The following is a 22273-nucleotide window of genomic DNA, read 5'->3' on the forward strand; positions in this document are numbered from 1 at the left end:
GGCGCGGCGGCGTCGTGTGCTCGCCCCGTGAGGCGCGGCGCCGTGGCACGGGGCGGCCCCGTCATCGGCGCGGCGCGGCGTAGCGAGCGGCGCCGCGTCCGCCGCACGAGAAACGGCCCGCGCCGGTTGGCGCGGGCCGCGACGTTCTCAGTCTCGCTACGGCAGAGTGATGTCTGGTTTGTCCAGCTCTTCGACATTGACGTCCTTGAACGTCATGACCCGGACGTTCTTCACGAAGCGTGCCGGCCGGTACATGTCCCAGACCCACGCGTCGCGCATCTCGACCTCGAAGAACACCTCACCGTCGGTGTTCCGCACGTGCATTTCCACGTGATTGGCGAGATAGAACCGCCGCTCGGTCTCCACCACGTACGAGAACTGGCGAACGATGTCGCGGTACTCCCGGTAGAGCTGAAGCTCCATCTCGGTCTCGTACTTCTCGAGATCCTCAGCGCTCATATCGCGGCCTCCACCCCGTCATTGTCACTCATGACCGACTCGCCCGGCGCCGCAGCCCGCCGCGACACTCCCGCGTTCCTGACATTCGCGTAGGAACGCCGGTGCGCCTCGCACGGACCGTGCTCCACCAGCGCCGCTTGGTGCACGGCGGTGACGTAGCCCTTGTGCGCGTCGAACCCGTACTGCGGGAACCTCTCGTGCCAGTCGTCCATGAGTCTGTCCCTGGTGACCTTCGCGAGCACGCTCGCGGCGGCGATGCACGCCGCCACCTGGTCACCCTTCCACACGGCCAGCCCGGGTACGGGCAGACCGTCCACGGCGAAACCGTCCGTCAGCACATAGTCGGGTGCGACGGACAGCTTCGCGAGCGCGCGGCGCATGCCCGTGAGGTTGCACACGTGCAGGCCGCGGCCGTCGACCAGGTCCTGGCCGATGATCACGATCGAGTAGGCCGTCGCGCGCGCCACGATCTCGGTGTAGACCTCGTCGCGGACGGCGGGCGTGAGCAGCTTCGAGTCGGCGAGCCCCGGGACTCGTCCGCGCTTGCCCGGCGGGAGGATCGCCGCGGCGACGACGAGCGGCCCCGCGCAGGCGCCGCGTCCGGCCTCATCGGCGCCCGCGACGGTGCCGAATCCGCGGCGACGGAGCGCGTCCTCAAGCGTGTAGAGGTCGCCGTCGCGCCGGACGATGGTGCGGGGGATCGTGATCACAGGACCTCACGCAGGATGCGGGTCAGGTTGGCCGGGTAGTAGCGCTCACCGGTGGCCTCAAGTTCGGTGAGGCTCCACCAGTGATGCTCATCCATTGTGGTCCGCTCGATGGGTTCGAATCCAGCGGTGTCGACCTCCCACGAGGCGACTCGCGCCACATAGAACCACTGGCGTTGCCGGTATCGACGGCCGTCGAAGCTGAACTCGGTGATGTCCTCGTGCACCGGCTCGCCCAGTTCGGTCTCGGGAAGGCGCAGCCCGGTTTCCTCGAAGAGCTCGCGCGCCGCGGCCTGGCGGGGCTCCTCGCCCTCGTCGAAGCCGCCGCCGGGGGTGAACCAGTACTTGTCGTCCGGGACGGCCGGGTCGCAACCACGGAATAGGAGGACGCGGTCGTCGGCGTCGAGGAGCAGGACCCGTCCGGCGCGGCGCTCTCTTACCTCGGCTGGAGTCGTCACGCCGATCGACATTACGTGGCCGCCCGCCGATCGGCCAGCGGCGGGTACGGCGGCGCGGCGCCGCTCCGTCGCGGGGCGGCGCCGTCGGCGCGTCGTTCAGCGCGCCGGGCGGGCGGTGCGGAGTGCCCACGCCGCGACGGTGAGCGCCGCGAACCCGAGTGGGGAGATGACGGCGGGGGCTTCGTCGCCGACGGCTAGGTGGGAGACCGACGCGCCCCCGTAGACGAAGAGCAGGCCGGCGTATGCCCATTCCTTGAGGCGGGGCAGGCGGGGCAGGAGCAGGACCGCGACGGCCAGGAGCTTCGCGACACCCATGATCGTGAGGAAGTAGAGCGGGTAGCCGAGGTGCTGGAAGGTCTCGACGACGTAGTCGACGCGGTCGAGGTCCCACCACGCGCCGACGACGGACTCGACGAGGACGGGGAGGCTGAGGAGCCAGAAGACGGCGGGCCGGATGAACGGCTGGACCCGCGAGCGCAGCGGGATCGGGGTGACGGTCGTCGGGTTCATGGGGGTGGCTCCCGGTTCGATCGGATGTGTTCTTCTGCCTCTCTGACGGATGGGGCCGGGTGGTTGTGACCGATCCGCGCCGTGCCGTTTCAGCGACGGCGCGGCGCCGTCACGCGCGCCGCGTGGAGTAAGTGTTTTCGCAGGTCGCGCGCGACGCGGGGGGCTGACCGCGCGGCACCGACGGAGCGAGCGGCGCGGGGTTCCGGGCTGGCACGGGACCGGTGACGGCGCGGCGAGGGGTGCGGCGGCGCGGCCCTATCGGCGGGGCGCCGGACGTCCTACAGGGCGGCTCCGAGTGACCTCACGGGGTTTCACAACTACGTTGTACAACCTGCTTGTGGTGCGCCGTTGTCGCCGTGGCACGGTCACGCTGGCCGGGCCTCACAGGTGACGGTGGCGTTTCGTGCGGCGCGGCCTGGCTCCGATGCGGCGCTCGGCGCGGTGCCGAGCCGAGTCCCTGGGTGGTGCCGCTGCGGCGCGCCGCGCTGGACCGCCGTTGAACGCCTTGAGTGCTGCACAGGACGCACCTGAGGGGCCGCGCCGTGGAACACGCGGGTGCCATATCGAGCGCTGCGGCGAGCTGTAGTGCGGACGGGCCGGGTGCCGCGCGGCGTCGTGCCGCTCGGTGGGCGGCGCCCGACGGGGCTGTGGCGCGGCTCAGTGAATGGTCGGAGCGTGTTGCGGGGCGGCGTGGCGCCGGGCGCGGCAATGGGTGCTCCGACGGGGCCGCCGTAGGGCACGTCCACAGCGCGGCGTGGAGCGGACGGTGCCGCCCCGGGGCAGCGGGATCGGAGCGGGGCCGCCGGCTGACGGGGCCGCGCCGTAGCGCGGCGCGGGGCGAGACGGCGCGGTGCGGGTCGCCGCCGCGCCGCGACAGCGCGCCATCGGCGCGCCCCCACTCCCCCACGCTGCGCCACCCACCCCGCCAAAGCAAAAGGGCGCGGCATCCGCCACGCCCACGCGCCATCGCCCGTCGTCAGGGCCGCTTCGGCGGCTCCGGGATGTCGTCGAACGTGTCCGGCACCGATAGCCAGCGCCAGCGGTCGACGGGCCAGATGGTCACGAAGGCCTTGCCGATGACCGCGTCGACGGCGATGGTCGAGCGGTTGATGTCCTTGAACCGCATGAAGTTCTCGCGGGAGTCGCCGGAGGCGGACCGGTGGTCGCCCATGACCCACAGGCGTCCTTCGGGGACCCAGATGTCGAACTGGTTGTTACTGGGGGCGTCCTGCACACCGTCCGGGTTCGTGTACAGGTACGACGTCTCGTCGATGGGCTTGTCGTTGACCGTGATGCGGTTCTGCTCGTCGCAGCAGACCACGTGGTCGCCGCCGATGCCGATGACGCGCTTGATGAAGTCTTCTTCGTTCGGGTCGCTGCGCCATTCCTCGGGGGCGGTGAAGACGATGATCTCGCCGCGCTCCGGGTCACGGAAGTCGTAGACCAGCTTGTTCACCAGGACGCGGTCCTCGACGTCCAGGGTGTGTTCCATCGATCCGGACGGGATCCAAAACGACTGCATCACGAACGTGCGGACGAGCAGCGCGACCACCACGGCGACACCGAGGAGGATCGGCAGTTCCTTCCAGAACGACCCCTTCTTCTTCTGGTCCTTTTCGGACTTCTCGGAAGTCGGCTCCGCCTCGGCGGGCGCTTCGGCTTTTGGCTGCTCTTCTTCAATCACACGCGGAGTCTACGCACTGAACCTGTGACGCGGCGCATGGAACACGGCCGCCGCGACGATCGCGGCGCCGCCGCCGGAACCGCCCGGCGGGGGCGGGGATCCACCCGCTCCGGGCGCCGGTGAGGGCACGTCGGCGAAGGTCGCGGGGACGGCCAGGACGTGCCACCGGTCGACGGGCCAGGCGACGGCGAGGGCGCGGCCGATGACGTCGTCCATGGGGACGAAGCCCTGGCAGCGGGAGTCCTGGGAGCGGGACCGGTGGTCGCCGAGCACGAACAGCTGGCCTTCGGGGACGCGGACCGGCCCGAACTCGCGGGCGCGGCAGTCGCCGACGGTGCCGAGTCCGAGGGGCGAGTCCTCGTACAGGTACTCCGACTCGTCGAGGGCGTGGCCGTTGACGGTGACGCGGCCGGCGGCGTCGCAGCACATGACGGTGTCGCCGGGGCGGCCGATCACCCGTTTGATGAAGTCCTTCTCGCTGGGCTGCCCGATGCCGATGAGGTCGGCGACGGCGGCGCCGAGGCGTGCGAGGGGGCCGGAGTCGGGGTCCTGCTGGAATTCGGGCGCCCACCGCTCGTTGCCGCGGAACACGATGACCTCGCCGCGCTGCGGCGTCCGCACGTCGTAGACGATCTTGGACACGATGACGCGGTCGCCTTCGGTGAGCGTGCGCTCCATCGACGCCGAGGGGATGCCGTAGGCCTGGAACAGGAAGGTCCGCACGAGCACCGCCACGCAGAACGCGACGAGCAGCAGCAGCGGGACCTCTTTCCACAGCGGCGTCTCGCGGCGCGCGGGCGTGCCGCGCGCGAGGAGTTCGCGGCGTTTGTGGTTGGCGGCGTCGCGTTTGCCGGCGATGACCACGCGCTCGGCGTCGTTGCCTTCCATGGGCGGCCTTCCGGGTGGGCTGGAGTCACCTTAGCCGTGGACGCGAAACGAGCCCGCCTCCCAGTGGGAGGACGGGCTCGGAACGTTTTCGGTCGCGCGAAGACTAGTTCGCGGGACGCTCGCGCAGCTCCTTGATCTTGGCCTTCTTGCCGCGGAGCTCGCGGAGGTAGTAGAGCTTGGCACGGCGGACGTCACCGCGGGTGGCAACCTCGATGCGGTCGATCACCGGGGAGTTGAGCGGGAAGGTCCGCTCCACACCGACACCGAAGCTGACCTTGCGGACCGTGAAGGTCTCGCGCAGACCAGAGCCCTGGCGGGCGATGACGACGCCCTGGAAGATCTGGATGCGGGAACGGTTGCCCTCCACGACCCGCACGTGCACCTTGAGCGTGTCACCGGCGCGGAAGGACGGGATGTCCGACCGGACCGAGGCGGCGTCCAGAAGGTCCAGCGTGTTCATGGCGAATAATCCTCGAAGTTCAAGGCGCATGAAAAGCGCCGGTGGAGTCGTATCGTGTGTCGGCGGCGGGCAGGGTGAGCGCCGGTCGAGCCGAAGCAACCCCACTACTCTGCCATATCGCGTGAGCCGACCTCGTACCCGGCCCCGGTCAATACCGATCGATCGTACTCGTCGAAGAATTCGGACGGCAAAGCGGCCAGCAGATCGGGGCGTTCCTGTGCGGTGCGCAACAGCGCGCGGTCGCGTTTCCACCGCACGATGCGGGCGTGGTGGCCCGAGAGGAGGATCTCGGGGACCTCCAGGCCGCGCCATTCGGCGGGCTTGGTGTACATCGGCGCTTCGAGCAGCCCGTCGCTGTGGGACTCGTCGACGATCGACGCGGCGTTACCGAGGACACCCGGGATGAGCCGCGCCACGGCCTCCACGATGACCAGGACGGCCACCTCGCCCCCGAAGAGGACGTAGTCGCCCAGCGAGACCTCGGTGACCTCCATGCGCGTCCGCGCGTGGTCGATGACGCGCTGGTCGATGCCCTCGTAGCGGCCGCACGCGAACATCAGCCACGGCTCGGCCGCCAGCTCGGTGGCCATGCGCTGCGTGAAGGGACGCCCGGCGGGGCTGGGGACGATCAGGCGCGGCCGCGGCCCGTCCTCGGGGACGAGCTCGTCGAAGGCCTCGCCCCACGGCTCCGGGCGCATGATCATGCCCGGGCCGCCGCCGTAGGGGCTGTCGTCCACGGTGCGGTGCACGTCGTGCGTCCACGTGCGCAGCTCGTGGACGCGGACGTCGAGCATCCCGCGCTGCCGCGCGCGGCCGATCAGCGACAGTTCGAGGGGCTGCAGGTACTCCGGGAACAACGTCACCACGTCGAGCCGGGTCGGTGTGTTCGTCACAGGTCGAGCAGGCCCTCGGGAGGATCCACGACGACGCGACGCCCGGGGACGTCGACCTCCGGCACCATCGCCTTGATGAAGGGGATGTACGCGGGCGTGCGGCCCGCGCGCTTGACCACCAGCATGTCGTGCGCGGGTCCGTGCTCGATGCGCGTGATCTCGCCGACGCGCTCGCCGTCGACCGTGACGACGTCCAGGCCCCACAGGTCGTGGTCCCGGAACTCGTCGGGGTCGTCGGGCGCGTCGATCGTGTCGGAGTCGACGCACAGGAAGACACCGCGCAGCTCATCGGCGCGGGTACGGCCCTCGACTTCGTCGAAGGTGATGAGTAGGCGTCCCTGGTGGCCGCGGATCGCGGTCGCGGTCAGCGGACCGGCCGCCGCCGGGTCGGTGGTGTACACCCTCCCGGCGGCGAACCGCGAGTCCGGCTCGTCGGTGCGAATTTCGACGACGAGCTCGCCGTGGACGCCGTGAGGCCGGATGATCCGGCCGACGGAAAGCAGCACGGTCAGTACGAGTCGAGGATCTCGACCCGCACCCCGCGGCCACCGATCCCGGTGACCACCTGGCGCAGGGCCTTGGCCGTACGACCGCTGCGGCCGATCACGGTGCCGAGGTCGTCGGGGTTGACCCGGACCTCCAGCCGCTTGCCGCGGCGTCCGTTGACCAGACGCACCCGGACCTCGTCCGGGTGGTCCACGATGCCCTTGACCAGGTGCTCAAGCGCGGGACGGAGTACGTCAGGACTCCGCGGCGGCGTCCCCACCGGCAGTCTCCTCATCGGTCGACTTGGTGTCCTCGGCGGCCTCGGCCTTGGGCTCTTCGGCCTTCTTGGCGGGGGCCTTCTTCTTGGGCTTCTCCTCGGCCTTCGCCTCGCCGCCGGCGGCGAGCGCCTCGGCCTCGTAGGCGGCGTTCTTGTCGGCCTTGGGGGCGGCGACCTTCAGCGCCTCAGGGGCGGGCAGGCCCTTGAACTTCTGCCAGTCACCGGTCTTGGAGAGGATCGCCTTGACCGGGTCGGAGGCCTGGGCGCCCACGCCGAGCCAGTACTGGACCCGCTCGGAGTTGACCTCGATGCGCGAGGGCTCCTCCTTCGGGTGGTAGAGGCCCACGAACTCGATCGCCTTGCCGTCGCGCTTGGTGCGCGAGTCGGCGACGACGATGCGGTACTGAGGGTGACGGATCTTGCCCATCCGCAGAAGACGAATCTTTACGGCCACAGTGGTGTTAGCTCCTGTTGCGATATTGGGTGAGCGATCGGGCCCCACGTAGGGTTGCGCGGCCTATCCGGCTCGATGGACTGGCTCGCGCGTCGTCGATGAGAGGGCGCCGCGCACGATCCACTACCAGCGGTCCATCTTAGCGGAGTGTCCGTCAGTAGGAGCGAGCCAGGTAGGCGATGAGGCCGGGTTCGTCCCCGGAGTCGGGGACGGAGCCGTCGGCGCGGACCAGGCAGCGGACGGAGACGCCCTGCTGGTTGGCCTGGGTCTCGCCGTCCTCGCCGCACGCGTCCCACGGCAGGCGCACGAACCCGTCCTGGGCGGCTTCGAGGGCTTCGGCGAGCGTGGTGGCGTCCGACGTGTGCGCCTCGCGGTAGGCGAGGGCGGAGTCGTAGAGCGCCTGCTGGTCGGCTTCGAGGGCGTCGGTGACGGCCTTGGCGGCGGCGTCGACGGAGACGGCGGCCTTGGAGCCGTCGACGCGGCGCACGATCGTGACGTTGCCCTCTTTGAGGTCGCGGGGGCCGAGTTCGATGCGGACGGGGTAGCCGCGCAGTTCGGCGTCGACGGCGCGGCGGCCGAAGGGCACGTCGGTGCGGGTGTCGAGTTTCACGCGGACTCCGGCGGCCTTGAGGGCCTTGTGGATGCTCTGCGCGGCCTCGGAGACGCCTTCGCCGTCCTTGACGACCATCACGTAGGCCTGGACGGGGGCGAGGCGCGGCGGGACGCGGAGGCCGTTGTCGTCGCCGTGGGCCATGATCATGCCGCCGACCATGCGGGTGGAGACGCCCCAGGAGGTGGTCCACGCGTGGTGCTGCTTGCCGTCGGAGCCGAGGAAGCCGATGTCGAAGGCCTTGGCGAAGTTCTGGCCGAGCTCGTGGGAGGTGCCCATCTGGAGGGCCTTCCCGTCGCGCATGAGGCCTTCGAGGGTGTAGGTGTCGGTGGCGCCGGCGAAGCGCTCGCGGACGGTCTTGCGTCCGACGACGACGGGGATGGCGAGGATGTTCACCATGAAGTCCTCGTACACGTCGTGGAGGATGCGGCGGACGTAGTCGCGGGCGTCCTCGCGGGTGGCGTGGGCGGTGTGGCCCTCCTGCCAGTGGAACTCGGCGGAGCGCAGGAAGAGGCGGGTGCGCATCTCCCAGCGGAGGACGTTGGCCCACTGGTTCAGCAGAAGGGGGAGGTCGCGGTACGACTGGATCCACTTCGCCATGAACTCGCCGATGACGGTCTCGGAGGTGGGGCGGATGACGGCGGGCTCTTCGAGCTCCTTGCCGCCGCCGATGGTGACGACGGCGAGCTCGGGGGCGAAGCCCTCGACGTGCTCGGCCTCACGCTTGAGGTAGCTCTCGGGGATGAGCAGGGGGAAGGAGCAGTTCTCCGCGTCGGCGTCCTTGATGCGGAGGTCGACTTCGGCCACCATGCGCTCCCAGATGGCCCAGCCCGTCGGTCGGATCACCTGCGAGCCGCGCACCGGCCCGGTCTCGGCCAGCTCGGCCTTGGCGATGACGTCCTGGTACCAACGGGGGAAATCCTCGGACTGAGGAGTGAGCACTCGTGCCACGGTGAGAACCGAACCTTCGCATGATCGTTCGTGCTGGTGAGGGCGGCACCGCTATGGCGGGCGCCACTCGGTGAGCGTACAGGGCGGGTTCTTGGGGCTTGAAGTGAATATGGGGCGGATGGGGTGGGTGGGATTGGCCGGGTGGGGCGCGGTGAAGCGGGTGGTGGGGTGATGGGCGGGTGCGCTGGGGCGCGGGGTTCGGGGCGGGGCGGTACGGGGCTGTGTCGCGTCGCGGGGAAGACGGCACGGAGCTGGCCCCCGTCGCGCCCCGCCGCCGCGGCGGCGTGCGGGGCGGCGTTGGTCGTGTAGCGCGGTGCGGCGCCGACGTCGCCCCGGCACACGGCGGGCCAGGGCCAGCTCGGCACGCGGTGGGCCGGGGCTGGCTCCGCGATCCGCCGCCACCATCGGGCGGCACGGCACGGCACGGCACGGCGCGACGTGGCAGGGCGGTCTCGGGGCCGCGCCGCGCGCGCCGTACGTTGCGTTTCACCTGGGAAAACGCATGTCGGGCCAAACGCACGACGGCGCCGTACAGCCGAGCTGCGCCGCGCCGCGAACTGCGCCCCGTGACCTCACGCAGCGGCGCGGCGTCGAGCTCTGCGGGGCGGTGCCCCACCGCGATGGACTGTGCGGCGCCGCGGCGCCGAAACTGCGAGGAGTGGTGCGGGTCCCTACGGCGCCGCGCCGCGACGAACGCCCGGCGCCCGTGCAGACACCGCGCGGAGCGACCTGACACGGCGCGGCACAACCTGGTTGTTCCGCGCCGATCCGTGGCTTCGCGGCGTTGGCTCGGCGCTGCGCCGCGACGTCGCCCCGTCCTGCGCGGAGCCGCCCCGTGTGCCGCGCCGTCGCGCGCCGTACGTCGCGCGTGACCTGCGGAAACGTTCGGCGCGGCGGCGCGGCGCCGAGCCCCCTCCATACCGGGTATGGCCGGGCTTTCGCGGCGCGCTACTTCACCACGCGGCCGCGCAGCACGATGCGCTTCGGCTCGCGCAGTACCCGGAGGTCCGCGCGCGGGTCGTCGTCGTAGGCGACCAGGTCGGCGAGGCCGCCTTCGGTGAGTCCGGCGAATCCGAGCCATTCACGGGCACGCCAGCTCGCCATGGCGAGCACCTCTGCCGCGGGGATGCCGGCCTGTTCGTGGAGGAGCAGCATCTCCTCGGCGGCGAGGCCGTGGTCGATGCCGCCTCCGGCGTCGGTGCCGACGTAGATGGGCACGCCGGCCTCGTGGGCGGCGCGGACGATGTCGGGGAAGCCGTCCTTGAGGCTGCGCATGTGCTCGGCGTAGACGGGGAACTTCGGGTCGGCCTGGGCGGCGATCTCGTCGAAGGTGGCGATGTTGATCATCGTCGGGACGATCGCGGTGCCGTTGCGCGCCATGAGGTCGATCAGGTCGAGTGAGAGGCCGGTCCCGTGCTCCACCGAGTCGACGCCCGCGCGGACCACCGCCGCGACGGCCTCCTCGCTGAAGGTGTGCACCGCGACCTTCGCGCCCGCGGCGTGCGCCGCGTCGATCGCGGCGGCGAGGACGCCGGCGTCGAAGGTCGGGCCGAGGTCGCCGGCGTCGCGGTCGATCCAGTCGCCGACGAGCTTGATCCAGCCGTTGCCGAGCTTGGCCTGCTCCGCAGCGCGCTGTGGGAGCTCCTCAGCGGTGCACTCGATGGCGATGTCGCGCAGGTAGCGGCGCGGCGGCGCGAGGTGGCGTCCGGCGCGGACGAGGCGCGGCAGGTCCGGGTCGTCGTCGAGCTCGGGGTACGGGAACGGGGAGCCCGCGTCGCGGATCGCGAGCACGCCCGCGTCCCGGTCGATGAAACCGAGGGCGCGGGCCTGCTCGATGGACGTGATGGGCTTCGCGCCGCGCATGATGCCGATGTGGCAGTGCGCGTCCACGAGCCCTGGCAGCACGTACCCGCCGTCGACGATCGTCTCGGCGCCGGGGATCGGCTCGAACGTGACCGTGTCGCCGTACAGGTAGAGGTCGCGGACCTCGTCGTCGGGCAGCAGGACGGCCCGGACGTGCAGCGCTCGCGGCACGCCCTAGTCCTTCTTCTTGCCCAGCTTGGAGAAGTCGATGCTGGGCATCTGGAAGTCGGCGGGCAGCCCGGACGCGTCGGGCAGCTGCTGCGGCTGCTGGCGCGGGCCGAACATGCCACCGGCGATGCCGCCGGAGCGGACGGTGCGCTTCTTGACCTTGCCGCCCTTGCCCTTGCGCTTGATGGTCGGCGACTTGGTGGCCTTGCGGCCACCGGCCATGCCCATCATGCCGCCCATCTGCTTCATCATCTTCTGCGCGTCGAAGAAGCGCGTGATGATCTGGTTGACGTCGTTGACGGTCGTCCCGGAGCCGTTGGCGATGCGGAGGCGGCGCGAGCCCTTGATGATGCGCGGGTCGTCCCGCTCGGCCTGCGTCATGGACCGGATGATCGCGGTGACCTTGTCGAGGTGCTTGTCGTCGAGGTCGGCGAGCTGGTCCTTCATCTGGCCCATGCCCGGCATCATGCCGAGGATGTTGGCGATGGGTCCCATCTTGCGGACGGCGAGAAGCTGCTCAAGGAAGTCGGTGAGGGTGAAGCTCTCACCGCCGAGCATCTTCTGGGTCATCCGCTCCTTCTGCTCCTCCTCGAAGACCGTTTCGGCCTGCTCGATGAGGGTCAGCACGTCGCCCATGCCGAGGATGCGCGAGGCCATCCGGTCGGGGTGGAAGACGTCGAAGTCGGTGAGCTTCTCGCCGGTGGAGGCGAACATGATCGGCTGTCCGGTGACGTGCCGGACCGACAGGGCCGCACCGCCGCGCGCGTCGCCGTCCAGCTTGGACAGCACGACGCCGGTGATGCCGACGCCGTCGCGGAACGCCTCGGCGGTGGTGACGGCGTCCTGGCCGATCATCGCGTCGATGACGAAGAGGACCTCGTCGGGGTTGGTGACATCGCGGATGGCGGCTGCCTGCGCCATCATCTCCTGGTCGATGCCGAGACGTCCGGCGGTGTCGATGATGACGATGTCGCGCGCGTGGCGGGTGGCGTGCGCGAGGGAGTCGCGGGAGACCTGGATCGGGTCGCCGACGCCGGACCCGGCCTCGGGCGCGTAGACCTCGACTCCGGCGCGCTCACCAAGGACGCGCAGCTGCTCGACGGCGTTGGGCCGCTGCAGGTCGGCGGCGACGAGGAGCGGCTCGTGGCCCTGGCCCTTCAGCCACAGCGCGAGCTTGCCGGCGAGAGTCGTCTTACCGGCGCCCTGGAGGCCGGCGAGCATGATGACGGTCGGCGGGTTCTTGGCCAGGCTGAGGCGCCGCGATTCGCCACCGAGGATCGCGATGAGCTCCTCGTTGACGATCTTGATGACCTGCTGCGCGGGGTTCAGGGCCTTGGAGACCTCGGCGCCGCGGCAGCGCTGCTTCACCTGATCGATGAAGGTCTTGACCACGGGCAGGGCGACATCGGCCTCCAGCAGGGCCATCCGGATCTGCCGCGCGGTCGCGTCGATGTCGGCGTCGGTGAGTCGCCCTTTGCCGCGCAGCTGGTTGAAGATGCCGGACAGGCGCTCGGAGAGAGTGTCGAACACGGGTGGTCGTCCTCGCTGTCTACAAGAAGGTCCCGTCGAGCCTATCTGCCCGGACCGGCGAGTGGCACGTCGGCTGCTGGCGCGGCGTGGAGAGAGGCGGTACGGGGCGGGTGTGGCGCCGGGTTGGGACGGTGGACGGCGCGGCGCGGGGCGGGGTGTGGGGCGGCTTGGGCGGACGGAGCCGGGGACGGCGGCGGGCGGCGCGGCAGCGTGACGTGGGCGACGCGGAGCCGCGCTGCGCCGGGGACGGGGCGGCGGCGTGATCGACCCGAGCCGCTGTCTCCTCTCGGCGCGCGGCGGCGGAGCGGGGCACCGCGATGCCCGAACGGCGGGGCGGGCCGCACCTGGCCCACGGGGCCGCGCCGTCGGCCCCATCGCCGCGCCGTGTCGCGACGGGCCGTTCGGTGCTGCCGCACTCGTCGCCGCGGTGCGAGGGCCAATGGCGCGGCGTCGCGATGCGCGCCGCGTTCGCGGGGCCGCGCCGTCGGCGCCGTACGTCGCGCGCGACCTGCGGAAACACTCGTTCTCCCTGGACGTCACTGCGCGGTCCGATGCGCGGCGACGGGGCCGCTCCGTGGCGGCGCGGCGCGGGGCCGTGACGCGAGGCTGCGCTTCGCCGTTTCGGGCCACGCCGCAGCGGCCTACTCGGTATGGCGCCTCGCTCGCCTACTACGTGCCACGTACCTCACCTCGCGTAGTACGCGGCGTGGGGTAGCTGCGCTCACAGCTGACTCGCGCTGCGCGGCGTACGTCGCGCGCGACCTGCGAAAACGTTCGTCGGCGCGGAGCGGCGCCGGGCTGTCACACGCAGCCGCGCGGCGCGGCTTCACGGCGCGGCGCCGTATCGGGTGACGGGGCTGCGGCGCCGCCGTCTTCGCCCCGTCCGATGCGCCGGGTGCGGCGCCGTCGGCGCAGTACGTCGCGCCGCCGGCCGCTGGGCGTCCCCGGCGCCGGACATGACGCGACGGTGCGCGGCGCGGCTCTCTCCCGCGCGCCGTGCACCGTCCGCGCCCCGCGTCATCCGCGTGGCGTGCCCCGCTCGCGCTCGCCGCGCGGGTGGCGCGTGGTCATTTGGCGGCGCCGACCAGTTCCGGCTGCTCGGCGGTGGGTTCGGGGGTTTCCGGGGTGTCCGTTTCGTGGGCGAGGACGTAGCCCTCTTCGTCGTGCTCGTGTGTGTCGATCCCGGCGGCTTCGCCTTCGGCGGGGACGCGCAGGCCGATGGTGAGCTTCAGCACCAGTCCGATGCCCGCGGCGACGAGGGCCGAGAACAGCGCGACCGCGGCGACCGCCGCGGTCTGCTTGCCGAGCAGGCCCGCTCCGCCGCCGTAGGCGAGTCCGGCGGTCACGCCTTCGGGGACGAGGTCGCCGGTGGCGAAGACGCCGATCAGTACCGAGCCGAGGGCTCCGGCGACCAGGTGCACGCCGACGACGTCGAGGGTGTCGTCGTAGCCGAGGCGGTTCTTCAGCAGGATCGCGAAGGGGCACACGACTCCGGCGAGGACGCCGATGGCGAGCGCGCCGAGGGGTTCGACGTAGGCGCAGGCGGGGGTGATGGCGACGAGTCCGGCGACGGCGCCTCCGCAGGAGCCGAGGAGGGTGGGTTTGCGGAGCCGGAGCCAGTCGATGGCCATCCAGGCGACGGCTCCGGCGGCGGCGGCGATCTGGGTGTTGGTGAAGGCGAGGGCGGCGATGCCGTCGGCGGCGAGTTCGGAGCCGGCGTTGAAGCCGAACCAGCCGAACCAGAGGAGTCCGGTGCCGAGGAGGACGAGGGACATGTTGTGGGGCTTGTGGTCGCGGTGGGGCCAGCCGAGGCGTTTGCCGAGGACGAGGATGAGCCCGAAGGCGGCGGCTCCGGCGTTGACGTGGACGGCGGTGCCGCCGGCGAAGTCGAGGGCGCCGAGTCCGGTGTCGCGGTTGCCGATCCAGCCTCCGCCCCAGACCCAGTGGGCGACGGGGAAGTAGACGAGGGTGGCCCAGATGACGGCGAAGACGATCCAGGAGGTGAATTTCATGCGTTCGGCGACGGCGCCGGAGATGAGGGCGACGGTGATGGCGGCGAACATCATCTGGAAGCCGGCGAAGAGGAGTTCGGGTAGTCCGGTGCCGGTGACGGCGGTTTCGAGGTGGCGCATTCCGGCGGCGGTGAGGTCGCCGAGCCAGGTGCCGGTGCCTTTGAAGGCGAGGCTGTAGCCGTAGGCGGTCCAGAGGACGCTGACGATGGCGAGAGCCGAGAGGTTCATCATCAGCATGTTGACCTTGCTCTTGGCGCGGGTGAGGCCGCCGTAGAACAGGGCGAGGCCCGGGACCATGAGGAGGACGAGGGCCGAGGCGACGAGCACCCAGGCGGTGTTTCCGGCGTCGATTTCCATGGCCGGGCTCCTTCCGTGCGTTGTCCGTGTGGAGGTACGGACAGCGTCGGTGAGGGGTGTTTCGGCGGTGGGATCGTCGTGTTACGCGCTGGTCGCGGGTCGTTTCGGGGGTGTGAACTCCTTCGCACAAGCGCCGGTGGTGTGGGACGTGGTCAGCGCAGGGCGTGGTCGAGGATGAATCGTTCCTGGTCGAGGAGGCGCAGGTCGCGTACGGGGCGCCGGAGGTGTCCTTTGTGGACGATGCGGATGAAGGCGGGGTCGCCGGCGGCGGCCATGCGGCGGATGCCCTCGACGTGGTCGACGATGCGTTTGCGGATCACGCGGATGAAGCGCGCCCGGTCGCGTGCGGAGAGTCCGTACGCGTCGGCGAAGAGGCGCAGGCGGCGTGGCCGGTCGGGGCGTTTCCAGCCGAGGGTGTAGGAGTCGCGGTCGGTGAACAGCGGCACCCACGTCCAGGCGGCGTAGGCGACGTCGTAGATGCGCGCGCCGGGTGAGGCGAGGTCGAAGTCGATCATCGCGAGGGTGCCGTCGGGGCGCCAGATCACGTTGTGCGGGGCGGCGTCGTGGTGGCAGATGACCTCGGTGTCGGGCGGTGGGGGCCCGAAGGACCGCCATACCGCGCCGGGTGGGGGCACGAAGCCGTACTGCGCGTCGTGGAACATGCGCAGCATCGTGGCGACGGTCTGGAGGGCCTCGTCGGTCGTCCAGTGCGGCGCGAGGGGGTACTCGCCGCACTCGCCGTCGAGGTATGAGAGGACCTCCCGTCCGTGCTCGTCGGTGCCGAGCGCGCGCGGGGCGCCGGTGAATCCGCGCGCCTCCAGGTGCCGGAGGAGCGCGTGGACGGCCGGGGTCCAGGGGCCGGTGTTGCGGCGAACCGTGTCGCCGAGCCGCACGACGGTACTGGTGTTACCGCCGTGGAGCGGGACCTCCTGCTGCGTCACCTACCACCACCGTTCGCAGGTCAGCCCGAGACCTTCGCGTCCCGTTCGTCGCCGACCAGCGCGTCCACGAAGTCGGTGACGTTGAACGGGGCGAGGTCATCGGGGCCTTCGCCGAGTCCGACGAGCTTAACCGGAACGCCGAGCCTGCGCTGGACGGCGATGACGATGCCGCCCTTCGCGGTCCCGTCGAGTTTGGTGAGGACAACGCCGGTCACGTCGCAGACCTCGGTGAACACGCGCGCCTGCTCCAGGCCGTTCTGGCCGGTGGTGGCGTCGAGGACGAGGAGCGTCTCGGCGACGGGGCCCTGCTTCTCGACGACGCGCTTGACCTTGCCGAGCTCGTCCATGAGGCCGGCCTTGTTCTGGAGGCGGCCGGCGGTGTCGATGAGGACGGTGTCGACGCCGGTCTCGATGCCGTGCTTGACGGCGTCGAACGCTACGGACGCCGGGTCGGCCTTCTCGGTGCCGCGCACGACCTCGGCGCCGACGCGGGACGCCCACGTGGCGAGCTGGTCGACGGCCGCGGCGCGGAAGGTGTCGGCGGCGCCGAGCAGGACGCTGCGGCCGTCGGCGACGAGGACCCGCGCGATCTTGCCGCAGGTGGTGGTCTTGCCCGCGCCGTTGACGCCGACGACGAGGACGACGGCGGGCTTGCCGTCGCGCGGCTCGGTGTTCAGCGAGCGGTCCATGTCGGGGTCGAGGGCGATGGTGAGCTCCTCGGTGAGGAGCTTGCGCAGTCCGCTGACGGTGCGGGTGCCGAGGACGCGGGTGCGCTCGCGGAGCCGGTCGACGATGACCTGGGTGGGCTGGACGCCGACGTCGGCGGCGAGGAGCGTGCCCTCGATCTCGTCCCACACGTCGTCGTCGAGTTTGTCGCTGGCGAGGAGGCTCAGCAGTCCGCGCCCGAAGACGTTCTGGGACCGGGCCAGGCGCGCGCGCAGGCGCACGAGACGGCCGACGGTGGGCTCGGGGACCTCGACCTCGACCTGGGGCTCCGGCTCCGGCTCGGGGGCGGCCTCGGGCTCGGCCTGCGCTTCGGGCTCCGCGGCCTCGACGGCGGGCGCCGGTTCGGGCTTCGCCTCCGTCTCGGGCGGCGTCGGCGAGCCCTTCCGCATCCGGGGTACCACGAGGAACGCGGCGAGGGCCAGTACGACCACCGCAGCGACGGCGTAGAGCCACCAGTTGTCCATGCGTGAATCCTCGCAGACGTGAGTGCGTACGGGGTATCGACGCCGAGCCCGATGAGGTACCTCACCGGGTGGTCCACCCGGCACCGGATCTTACGGCCCGGGCGCCACGAACTGCGTCGCGGTGCCGACGGCGCGTCAGGCGGCGGGGGGACGCGGGTGTCGCGGCTCGTACAGGCCGATGTCACCGCCGCCGGGGAGGCGGATCCCGGTGATGACGCCCCAGCTCAGCTCCTCGACGGGGCGGGTGAACTCGACGCCCTTGCCCCGCAGGTCGGCCATGGTGGCGGTGAGGTCGTCGCACATGAGGATCAGCTCGTGCGCTCCCCCGGACTCGGCGGGATGGCAGGCGACCTCAGCGGGAGGCGTGCCGAAGATGAGCCAGCCGTGCCCGGCGTCGGCGTACGGCCAGCCGAGGACATCGCGGAGGAAGGCCCGATCGGCCTCGGCGTCGGTGGTGTAAATGATGACGTGCGCGCCATTGATCACGATTCGAGGCTAGTGGTGGGCCGGGACGGGGGCAACGGAATCGGGGGACGCGCGGGTGGGTGGGCGGCGAGGGGAATCCCGGATGGCGTGCTCTGTACGGCGCGCACTCTGTAGGACGTTCCCTGTACGGCGTATTTCGGGGGTTCGGGGCTGTACGGCGTGCGGAATTCACGGCGGTCGGGGAGGGTTCGCGGCACGGCGCGGCGGCGTGCGACGGGGCCGCGCCGTGAGTCGCTTACGTCGCGACTGACCTGCGGAAACACTCGGCGCACCGCCGGGCCACGGCGCGGCCCCGAGACAGAGCGGCGCCGCCCCGTACGGGCCGATGACGGGGCGGCGCAGATCCTTACGGCGCAGCGCAGCGCGGCGCGGTGCGGTGCGGCGTAGGACGGAGCGGGCCGGACGGATGAGCGCCGAGGTATCGGAGCTCGGGGCCGCTGCGGCGCGGCAGCGCCCCACGGAACGGCGCGGCGCGGCAGCGCCCCACGGAGCAGCGCGGCGCGGCGCTCGGATCAGATCACAGCTCGCGCGGCGCCGTGGCATGGAGCGACGTGCGCGGTCGAGGGCTACGGAGGCACCGACGGCGAGCGAGCTCAGCTGCGGCGACATGCCTGGCGTCTTACCCACCCTGCGCTCGGTGCGCCAGGTGGCGATGGGGCGAGCAGTCGGCAGAAGTGCGCTCGGATTGTTCTCCCACAGCGCGGCGCGCGCAACGGGGCCGCGCCGTAAGCTGCGGCGCGGCGTCGCACGGCGCACGGCGCACGGCGGAGCGTGGGCGACGCGGAGACCGTGTACCTCGAACCCGGCACGGGAAAGCGACTTGCCGCCCTCTACCCGCGAGCGACAGGGCGCCACGGACGTCGGGCGGCGCCGTTCCGGCAATCGCACACGCGGTGCGGCCTCGCTGCGGTGCCGGTGCCGGTGCCGGTGCCGGTGCAGCGCTGCGCTGCGCAGCGGGGCGTCGTGCGTGGGCCGCCGGGGAGCAGCACCGATTGGCCGCTTGGCGATAGGAGCAGCGTCGGCGAAGGGCGCAGCTCGTCCTGAGCGTCCGCGAGGCGGAGCGACGAGCGTAGGAGCGGCCACATCGCGCCGCCGCCCGGGCACGGCCTCGCTCGGATACCTTGCGGGGCATCGGAACCACTCCGGGTGGCACTGACACGGGCACCAAACCCCGGCAACCCGCTCCGCCCACTCGCCAGCCGGCCGAGCCGCCAGTCCCCGCTACTCCTCGACGTCCCGCAGCCGCTGGCTGATCACCTGCGACACACCGCCGCGCATGCTCACGCCGTACAGCGCGTCGGCGACCTCCATCGTCCGCTTCTGGTGCGTGATGACGATCAGCTGGCTGGTCTCCTGGAGCTGGCGCAGCAGGTTCAGTAGCCGCCCGAGGTTGACGTCGTCGAGGGCAGCCTCGACCTCGTCCATCAGGTAGAACGGGCTGGGGCGGGCCTTGAAGATCGCGCACAGCATCGCCAGCGCGGTCAGCGAGCGCTCGCCGCCGGAGAGCAGGGAGAGGCGCTTGACCTTCTTGTTCGGCGGGCGGGCCTCGACTTCGACGCCGGTGGTGAGCATGTCGTCGGGGTCGGTGAGGAAGAGGCGTCCCTCGCCGCCGGGGAAGACCGTGGCGAAGACGTGCTCGAATTCGCGGGCGACGTCGTGGAAGGCCTCGGTGAAGACCTGGAGGATCCGCTCGTCGACTTCGGTGACGACCTGGAGGAGGTCTTTGCGGGTCTTCTTGAGGTCGTCGAGCTGCTCCGAGAGGAACTTGTAGCGCTCTTCGAGGGCGGCGAATTCTTCCAGGGCGAGGGGGTTGACCTTGCCGAGGAGGGCGAGGTCGCGTTCGCCGCGCGCGGCGCGCTTCTCCTGCGTCGCGCGGTCGTAGGGGACGGGGAGAGGTTCGGGTGCGCCGTCGGCTTCGGCTTTGGCGAGGTCGGCGGGGGTCGGGGGGACCTGCTGGTGGGGTCCGTATTCGTCGATGAGGGTGTCGAGGTCGAGCCCGAAGTCCTCGGCGGCTTTCTGTTCGAGCTGCTCGATGCGCATGCGCTGTTCGGCGCGGGCGACTTCGTCGCGGTGGACGGCGCTGGTGAGGCGTTCGAGTTCGGCGGCGAGTTCGCGGACGGTCTTGCGGACGTCGGTGAGCGCGGCTTCGCGGGCGTTCTTGGCGCGCTGGGCCTCGTCGCGTTCGGCGGCGGCCTTGGTGAGGGATTCTTCGATGCGGTCGAGGACGACGGCGGCTCCGTCGGCGACGGCGCGGGCGATCTCGGCGCCGCGTTTGCGGGCCTGGCGGCGGGCTTCGGCGCGTTCGCGGGCCTCGCGTTCCTGGCGGGCCTGGCGGGCGAGGGCGTCGGCGCGTCCGGAGAGGGCGGCGACGCGTTCCTCGGCGGTGCGGACGGCGAGGCGGATCTCCATCTCGTTCTGCCGGACCTGCTGGACGGTCGCGGCGAGCCGGTCGCGGTCGGTGGACGAGGGGTCCTCGTCGTCGGGTTCGTCTTCGGCGAGGCGGAGTTGCTCTTCGAGTTCGGCGAGTCCGGCGAGGTCAGTGTCGCGGGCGGCTTCGGCTTTGTCGCGGGTGGCGACGAGGCGTTCGACCTCGGCGGTCGCCGAGCGGGCGGCGGCGCCGAGTTCGGCGAGGTGCCGGGACGCGGCGTTGGCGCGCTGGTCGGCTTCGCGGCGCAGCGCGGTGACGGCCTGGAGGTCGCGTTCGCGGGCGGTGGTCTCCTCGCGTGCCGCGGTGAGGCGGGTGCGGAGGAGTTCGGTGCGCTGTTCGGCTTCGGCGCGGTTGTCGCGGGCCTCGTCGACGGCGGCCTGGACCTCGATGTAGCTCTGTTCCTTCGCGGAGCCGCCCGCGGCGCGGTGGGCGCTGAGGACGTCGCCGTCGACGGTGACGGCGGTGAGCGCGGGGTGGGCGGCGATGAGGGTCCGGGCGGTGGCGAGGTCGGGGACGACGGCGGTCGCGGCGAGGGTGTGGCGGACGGCGCCGATGAGGGTGTCGGGGGCGCGGACGAGGTCGGTGGCCCAGCGCGCGCCGTCGGGCAGCGCGACGTCGGGGCGCGGCGCGGCGGCGTCGGCGCCGATGAGGAGCGAGGCGCGTCCGGCGTCGTCGGCTTTGAGGAGGTCGAGGGCGGCGAGCGCCCCGTCGGCGCCCGCGACGGCGACGGCGTCGGCGAGTCCGCCGAGCGCGGCGGCGAGGGCGGCTTCGTAGCCGGGGTCGACGGCGAGGAGCGCCGCGACGCTGCCCAGCAGTCCGGGGACGGCGTCGGCGCGGCCGAGGAGGGCTCCGGCGCCGTCTTTGCGGCGCAGGCCCATGGCGAGGGCTTCTTCGCGGGCCTTCCACTGGGTGGCGTCGCGTTCGGCCGCGCGTTCGGCGTCGGAGAGTTCGCGGACGCGGGCCTTGGCGGCGGCGACGGCGGCGGTGGCTTCTTCGATGCGGGCGTGGAGGTCGGCGTCGCCGGTTTCGGCGACGTCGGCGGCCTCTTTGGCGATGGCGTGTTCTTCGGCGGCGATCTCGGCGCGTTCGCGGGACTCGGCGAGCGCGGTCGAGGCGCGCGCGATCTCGTCCTCGGCGGCCTGGGACCGGGTGCGCAGCGCGTTGACCTTGCCGGCGAGGCGGGCGAGTCCTTCGCGGCGCGCGGCGACGGCTTTGACGGCGGCGACGAGGGCTTTCTCGGCTTCGGAGAGCGCGCGTTCGGTTTCCTGGCGGGACTCGACGGCGGCGGCGAGTTTGGCCTGGTCGGTGTAGAGGGCCTCGCGGAGTTCGACTTCCTGCTCGCGGACGCGCGCGGCTTCGGCTTCGAGGATCTCGGGGTCGCGTCCGGTGCGTTCGCCTTCGGTTTCGGCGGACAGGAAGCGGAGGCGCTCGCCGGAGAGCTGGTGGGTGGAGCGGAGGCGTTCCTGGAGGGCGGAGAGGCGGTACCAGGTCTCCTGGGCGCGGGTGAGCGCGGGCGCGTCGGCGGCGAGGCGGGTTTCGAGGTCGGTGAGCTGCTCGTTGGCCGTCCGGTGGGTCTCTTCGACCTCGGTGCGGCGGGAGCGCATGGCGCTTTCGTCGGCGACGTCTTTGGCGAGGGTGTCGCGCAGTTGGGTGAGTTCGTCGGCGAGGAGGCGCAGGCGGGCGTCGCGGAGGTCGGCCTGGATGCCCGCGGCGCGGCGGGCGAGGTCGGCCTGGCGTCCGAGGGGTTTGAGCTGGCGGCGCAGTTCGGAGGTGAGGTCGCCGAGGCGGTTCAGGTTGGCCGACATCGAGTCGAGCTTGCGGAGCGCCTTCTCTTTGCGTTTGCGGTGTTTGAGGACGCCGGCGGCCTCTTCGATGAACGCGCGGCGGTCCTCGGGTTTGGCGTGGAGGATGCCGTCGAGGCGGCCCTGGCCGACCAGGACGTGCATCTCGCGTCCGATGCCGGAGTCGGAGAGGAGTTCCTGGATGTCGAGGAGGCGGCAGCGGTCACCGTTGATCTCGTACTCGCCTTCGCCGGAGCGGAACATCCGGCGGGTGATGGAGACCTCGGTGTAGTCGATGGGGAGCGCGCCGTCGGAGTTGTCGATGGTGAGGGTGACCTCGGCGCGGCCCAGGGGGGAGCGGCCGGAGGTCCCGGCGAAGATGACGTCCTCCATCTTGCCGCCGCGGAGGGCTTTGGCGCCCTGCTCGCCGAGGACCCAGGCGATGGCGTCGACGACATTGGACTTGCCCGAGCCGTTGGGGCCGACGACGCAGGTGATGCCCGGTTCGAGGCGCAGCGTGGTGGCCGAGGCGAAGGATTTGAAGCCCTTCAGGGTCAGGCTCTTGAGGTGCACGCGGGCTCCAGTCCGGGCGGCTCGGGGTCGTTCGACGCGGGTTTACGCCCTGGCAGGCTACCTGTTCACCGGCGCGAGGCGCGCCGATAACCCCCGGGACGCACCGA

Annotated in this window: 18 protein-coding genes and 1 pseudogene; all 19 read right to left on the reverse strand. The window is 71.6% G+C overall.

The features are described from left to right. Positions 1–156: 156 nt before the first annotated feature. The 19 genes and pseudogenes from QSK10_RS02355 to smc all read right to left on the reverse strand — a co-directional run bounded on the left by QSK10_RS02355 (position 157) and on the right by smc (position 22166). A complete protein-coding gene (locus QSK10_RS02355; protein ID WP_184785387.1) occupies positions 157–459 on the reverse strand; it encodes a DUF2469 domain-containing protein in 303 nt (100 codons plus the stop codon). A gap of 44 nt (positions 460–503) precedes the next feature. Next, a pseudogene (locus QSK10_RS02360) lies at positions 504–1169 on the reverse strand (ribonuclease HII); the annotation flags it as partial. Then, on the reverse strand, positions 1166–1624 hold the full coding sequence (locus QSK10_RS02365; protein WP_285660899.1) for an NUDIX hydrolase: 459 nt from the start codon (positions 1622–1624) through the stop codon (positions 1166–1168). The pseudogene QSK10_RS02360 and the gene QSK10_RS02365, both read right to left, overlap by 4 nt. A gap of 96 nt (positions 1625–1720) precedes the next feature. Then, complete coding sequence (locus QSK10_RS02370) at positions 1721–2134, reverse strand: DoxX family protein (RefSeq protein ID WP_285660900.1); 414 nt, start codon at positions 2132–2134, stop codon at positions 1721–1723. A gap of 976 nt (positions 2135–3110) precedes the next feature. Next, positions 3111–3713 (reverse strand): signal peptidase I, encoded by a 603-nt coding sequence (lepB, locus tag QSK10_RS02375; RefSeq protein WP_285662898.1) that lies wholly within the window; start codon positions 3711–3713, stop codon positions 3111–3113. A 114-nt stretch (positions 3714–3827) separates the two neighbouring features. Further along, positions 3828–4706 carry a signal peptidase I gene (gene lepB, locus QSK10_RS02380; RefSeq protein WP_285660901.1) on the reverse strand — a complete coding sequence of 293 codons (879 nt, stop codon included), beginning with the start codon at positions 4704–4706 and terminating at the stop codon, positions 3828–3830. Between the two features lie 103 nt (positions 4707–4809). Continuing rightward, complete coding sequence (gene rplS / locus QSK10_RS02385; protein WP_285660902.1) at positions 4810–5166, reverse strand: 50S ribosomal protein L19; 357 nt, start codon at positions 5164–5166, stop codon at positions 4810–4812. 104 nt (positions 5167–5270) lie between these two features. Next, positions 5271–6059 (reverse strand): tRNA (guanosine(37)-N1)-methyltransferase TrmD, encoded by a 789-nt coding sequence (gene trmD / locus QSK10_RS02390; protein WP_285660903.1) that lies wholly within the window; start codon positions 6057–6059, stop codon positions 5271–5273. Beyond that, positions 6056–6562 (reverse strand): ribosome maturation factor RimM, encoded by a 507-nt coding sequence (gene rimM, locus QSK10_RS02395; protein ID WP_285662899.1) that lies wholly within the window; start codon positions 6560–6562, stop codon positions 6056–6058. Before rimM ends, trmD begins: the two co-directional genes overlap by 4 nt. 5 nt (positions 6563–6567) lie before the next feature. Continuing rightward, positions 6568–6840, reverse strand: a complete 273-nt coding sequence (locus tag QSK10_RS02400; protein WP_285660904.1) for an RNA-binding protein — start codon at positions 6838–6840, stop codon at positions 6568–6570. Continuing rightward, positions 6800–7276 (reverse strand): 30S ribosomal protein S16, encoded by a 477-nt coding sequence (rpsP, locus tag QSK10_RS02405; RefSeq protein WP_285660905.1) that lies wholly within the window; start codon positions 7274–7276, stop codon positions 6800–6802. The genes QSK10_RS02400 and rpsP overlap by 41 nt, the downstream gene beginning before the upstream one ends. A gap of 154 nt (positions 7277–7430) precedes the next feature. Beyond that, entirely contained in the window at positions 7431–8837 is a 1407-nt protein-coding gene (proS, locus tag QSK10_RS02410) for a proline--tRNA ligase (RefSeq protein WP_285660906.1), read from the reverse strand. A gap of 948 nt (positions 8838–9785) precedes the next feature. Then, a complete protein-coding gene (locus tag QSK10_RS02415) occupies positions 9786–10871 on the reverse strand; it encodes an amidohydrolase family protein (protein WP_285660907.1) in 1086 nt (361 codons plus the stop codon). Positions 10872–10874: 3 nt separating this feature from the next. Beyond that, entirely contained in the window at positions 10875–12398 is a 1524-nt protein-coding gene (gene ffh / locus QSK10_RS02420) for a signal recognition particle protein (protein ID WP_285660908.1), read from the reverse strand. A gap of 1067 nt (positions 12399–13465) precedes the next feature. Then, positions 13466–14767, reverse strand: coding sequence for an ammonium transporter (locus QSK10_RS02425; protein WP_285660909.1), 1302 nt, complete (start codon positions 14765–14767; stop codon positions 13466–13468). Positions 14768–14919: 152 nt separating this feature from the next. Next, the gene (locus tag QSK10_RS02430; protein ID WP_285660910.1) at positions 14920–15708 is read right to left on the reverse strand and encodes an aminoglycoside phosphotransferase family protein; all 789 of its coding nucleotides are present in this window, start codon (positions 15706–15708) and stop codon (positions 14920–14922) included. A gap of 20 nt (positions 15709–15728) precedes the next feature. Next, positions 15729–16898: a signal recognition particle-docking protein FtsY gene (gene ftsY / locus QSK10_RS02435; RefSeq protein WP_285660911.1), complete on the reverse strand. Its 1170-nt coding sequence runs from the start codon at positions 16896–16898 to the stop codon at positions 15729–15731. A gap of 135 nt (positions 16899–17033) precedes the next feature. Next, the gene (locus QSK10_RS02440) at positions 17034–17384 is read right to left on the reverse strand and encodes a VOC family protein (RefSeq protein ID WP_285660912.1); all 351 of its coding nucleotides are present in this window, start codon (positions 17382–17384) and stop codon (positions 17034–17036) included. Between the two features lie 1221 nt (positions 17385–18605). Beyond that, positions 18606–22166: a chromosome segregation protein SMC gene (gene smc, locus QSK10_RS02445; protein ID WP_285660913.1), complete on the reverse strand. Its 3561-nt coding sequence runs from the start codon at positions 22164–22166 to the stop codon at positions 18606–18608. Between the last annotated feature and the right edge of the window lie 107 nt (positions 22167–22273).

The sequence above is a fragment of the Actinorhabdospora filicis genome (genome assembly GCF_030269765.1).
Classification (GTDB): Bacteria; Actinomycetota; Actinomycetes; order Mycobacteriales; family Micromonosporaceae; genus Actinorhabdospora; species Actinorhabdospora filicis.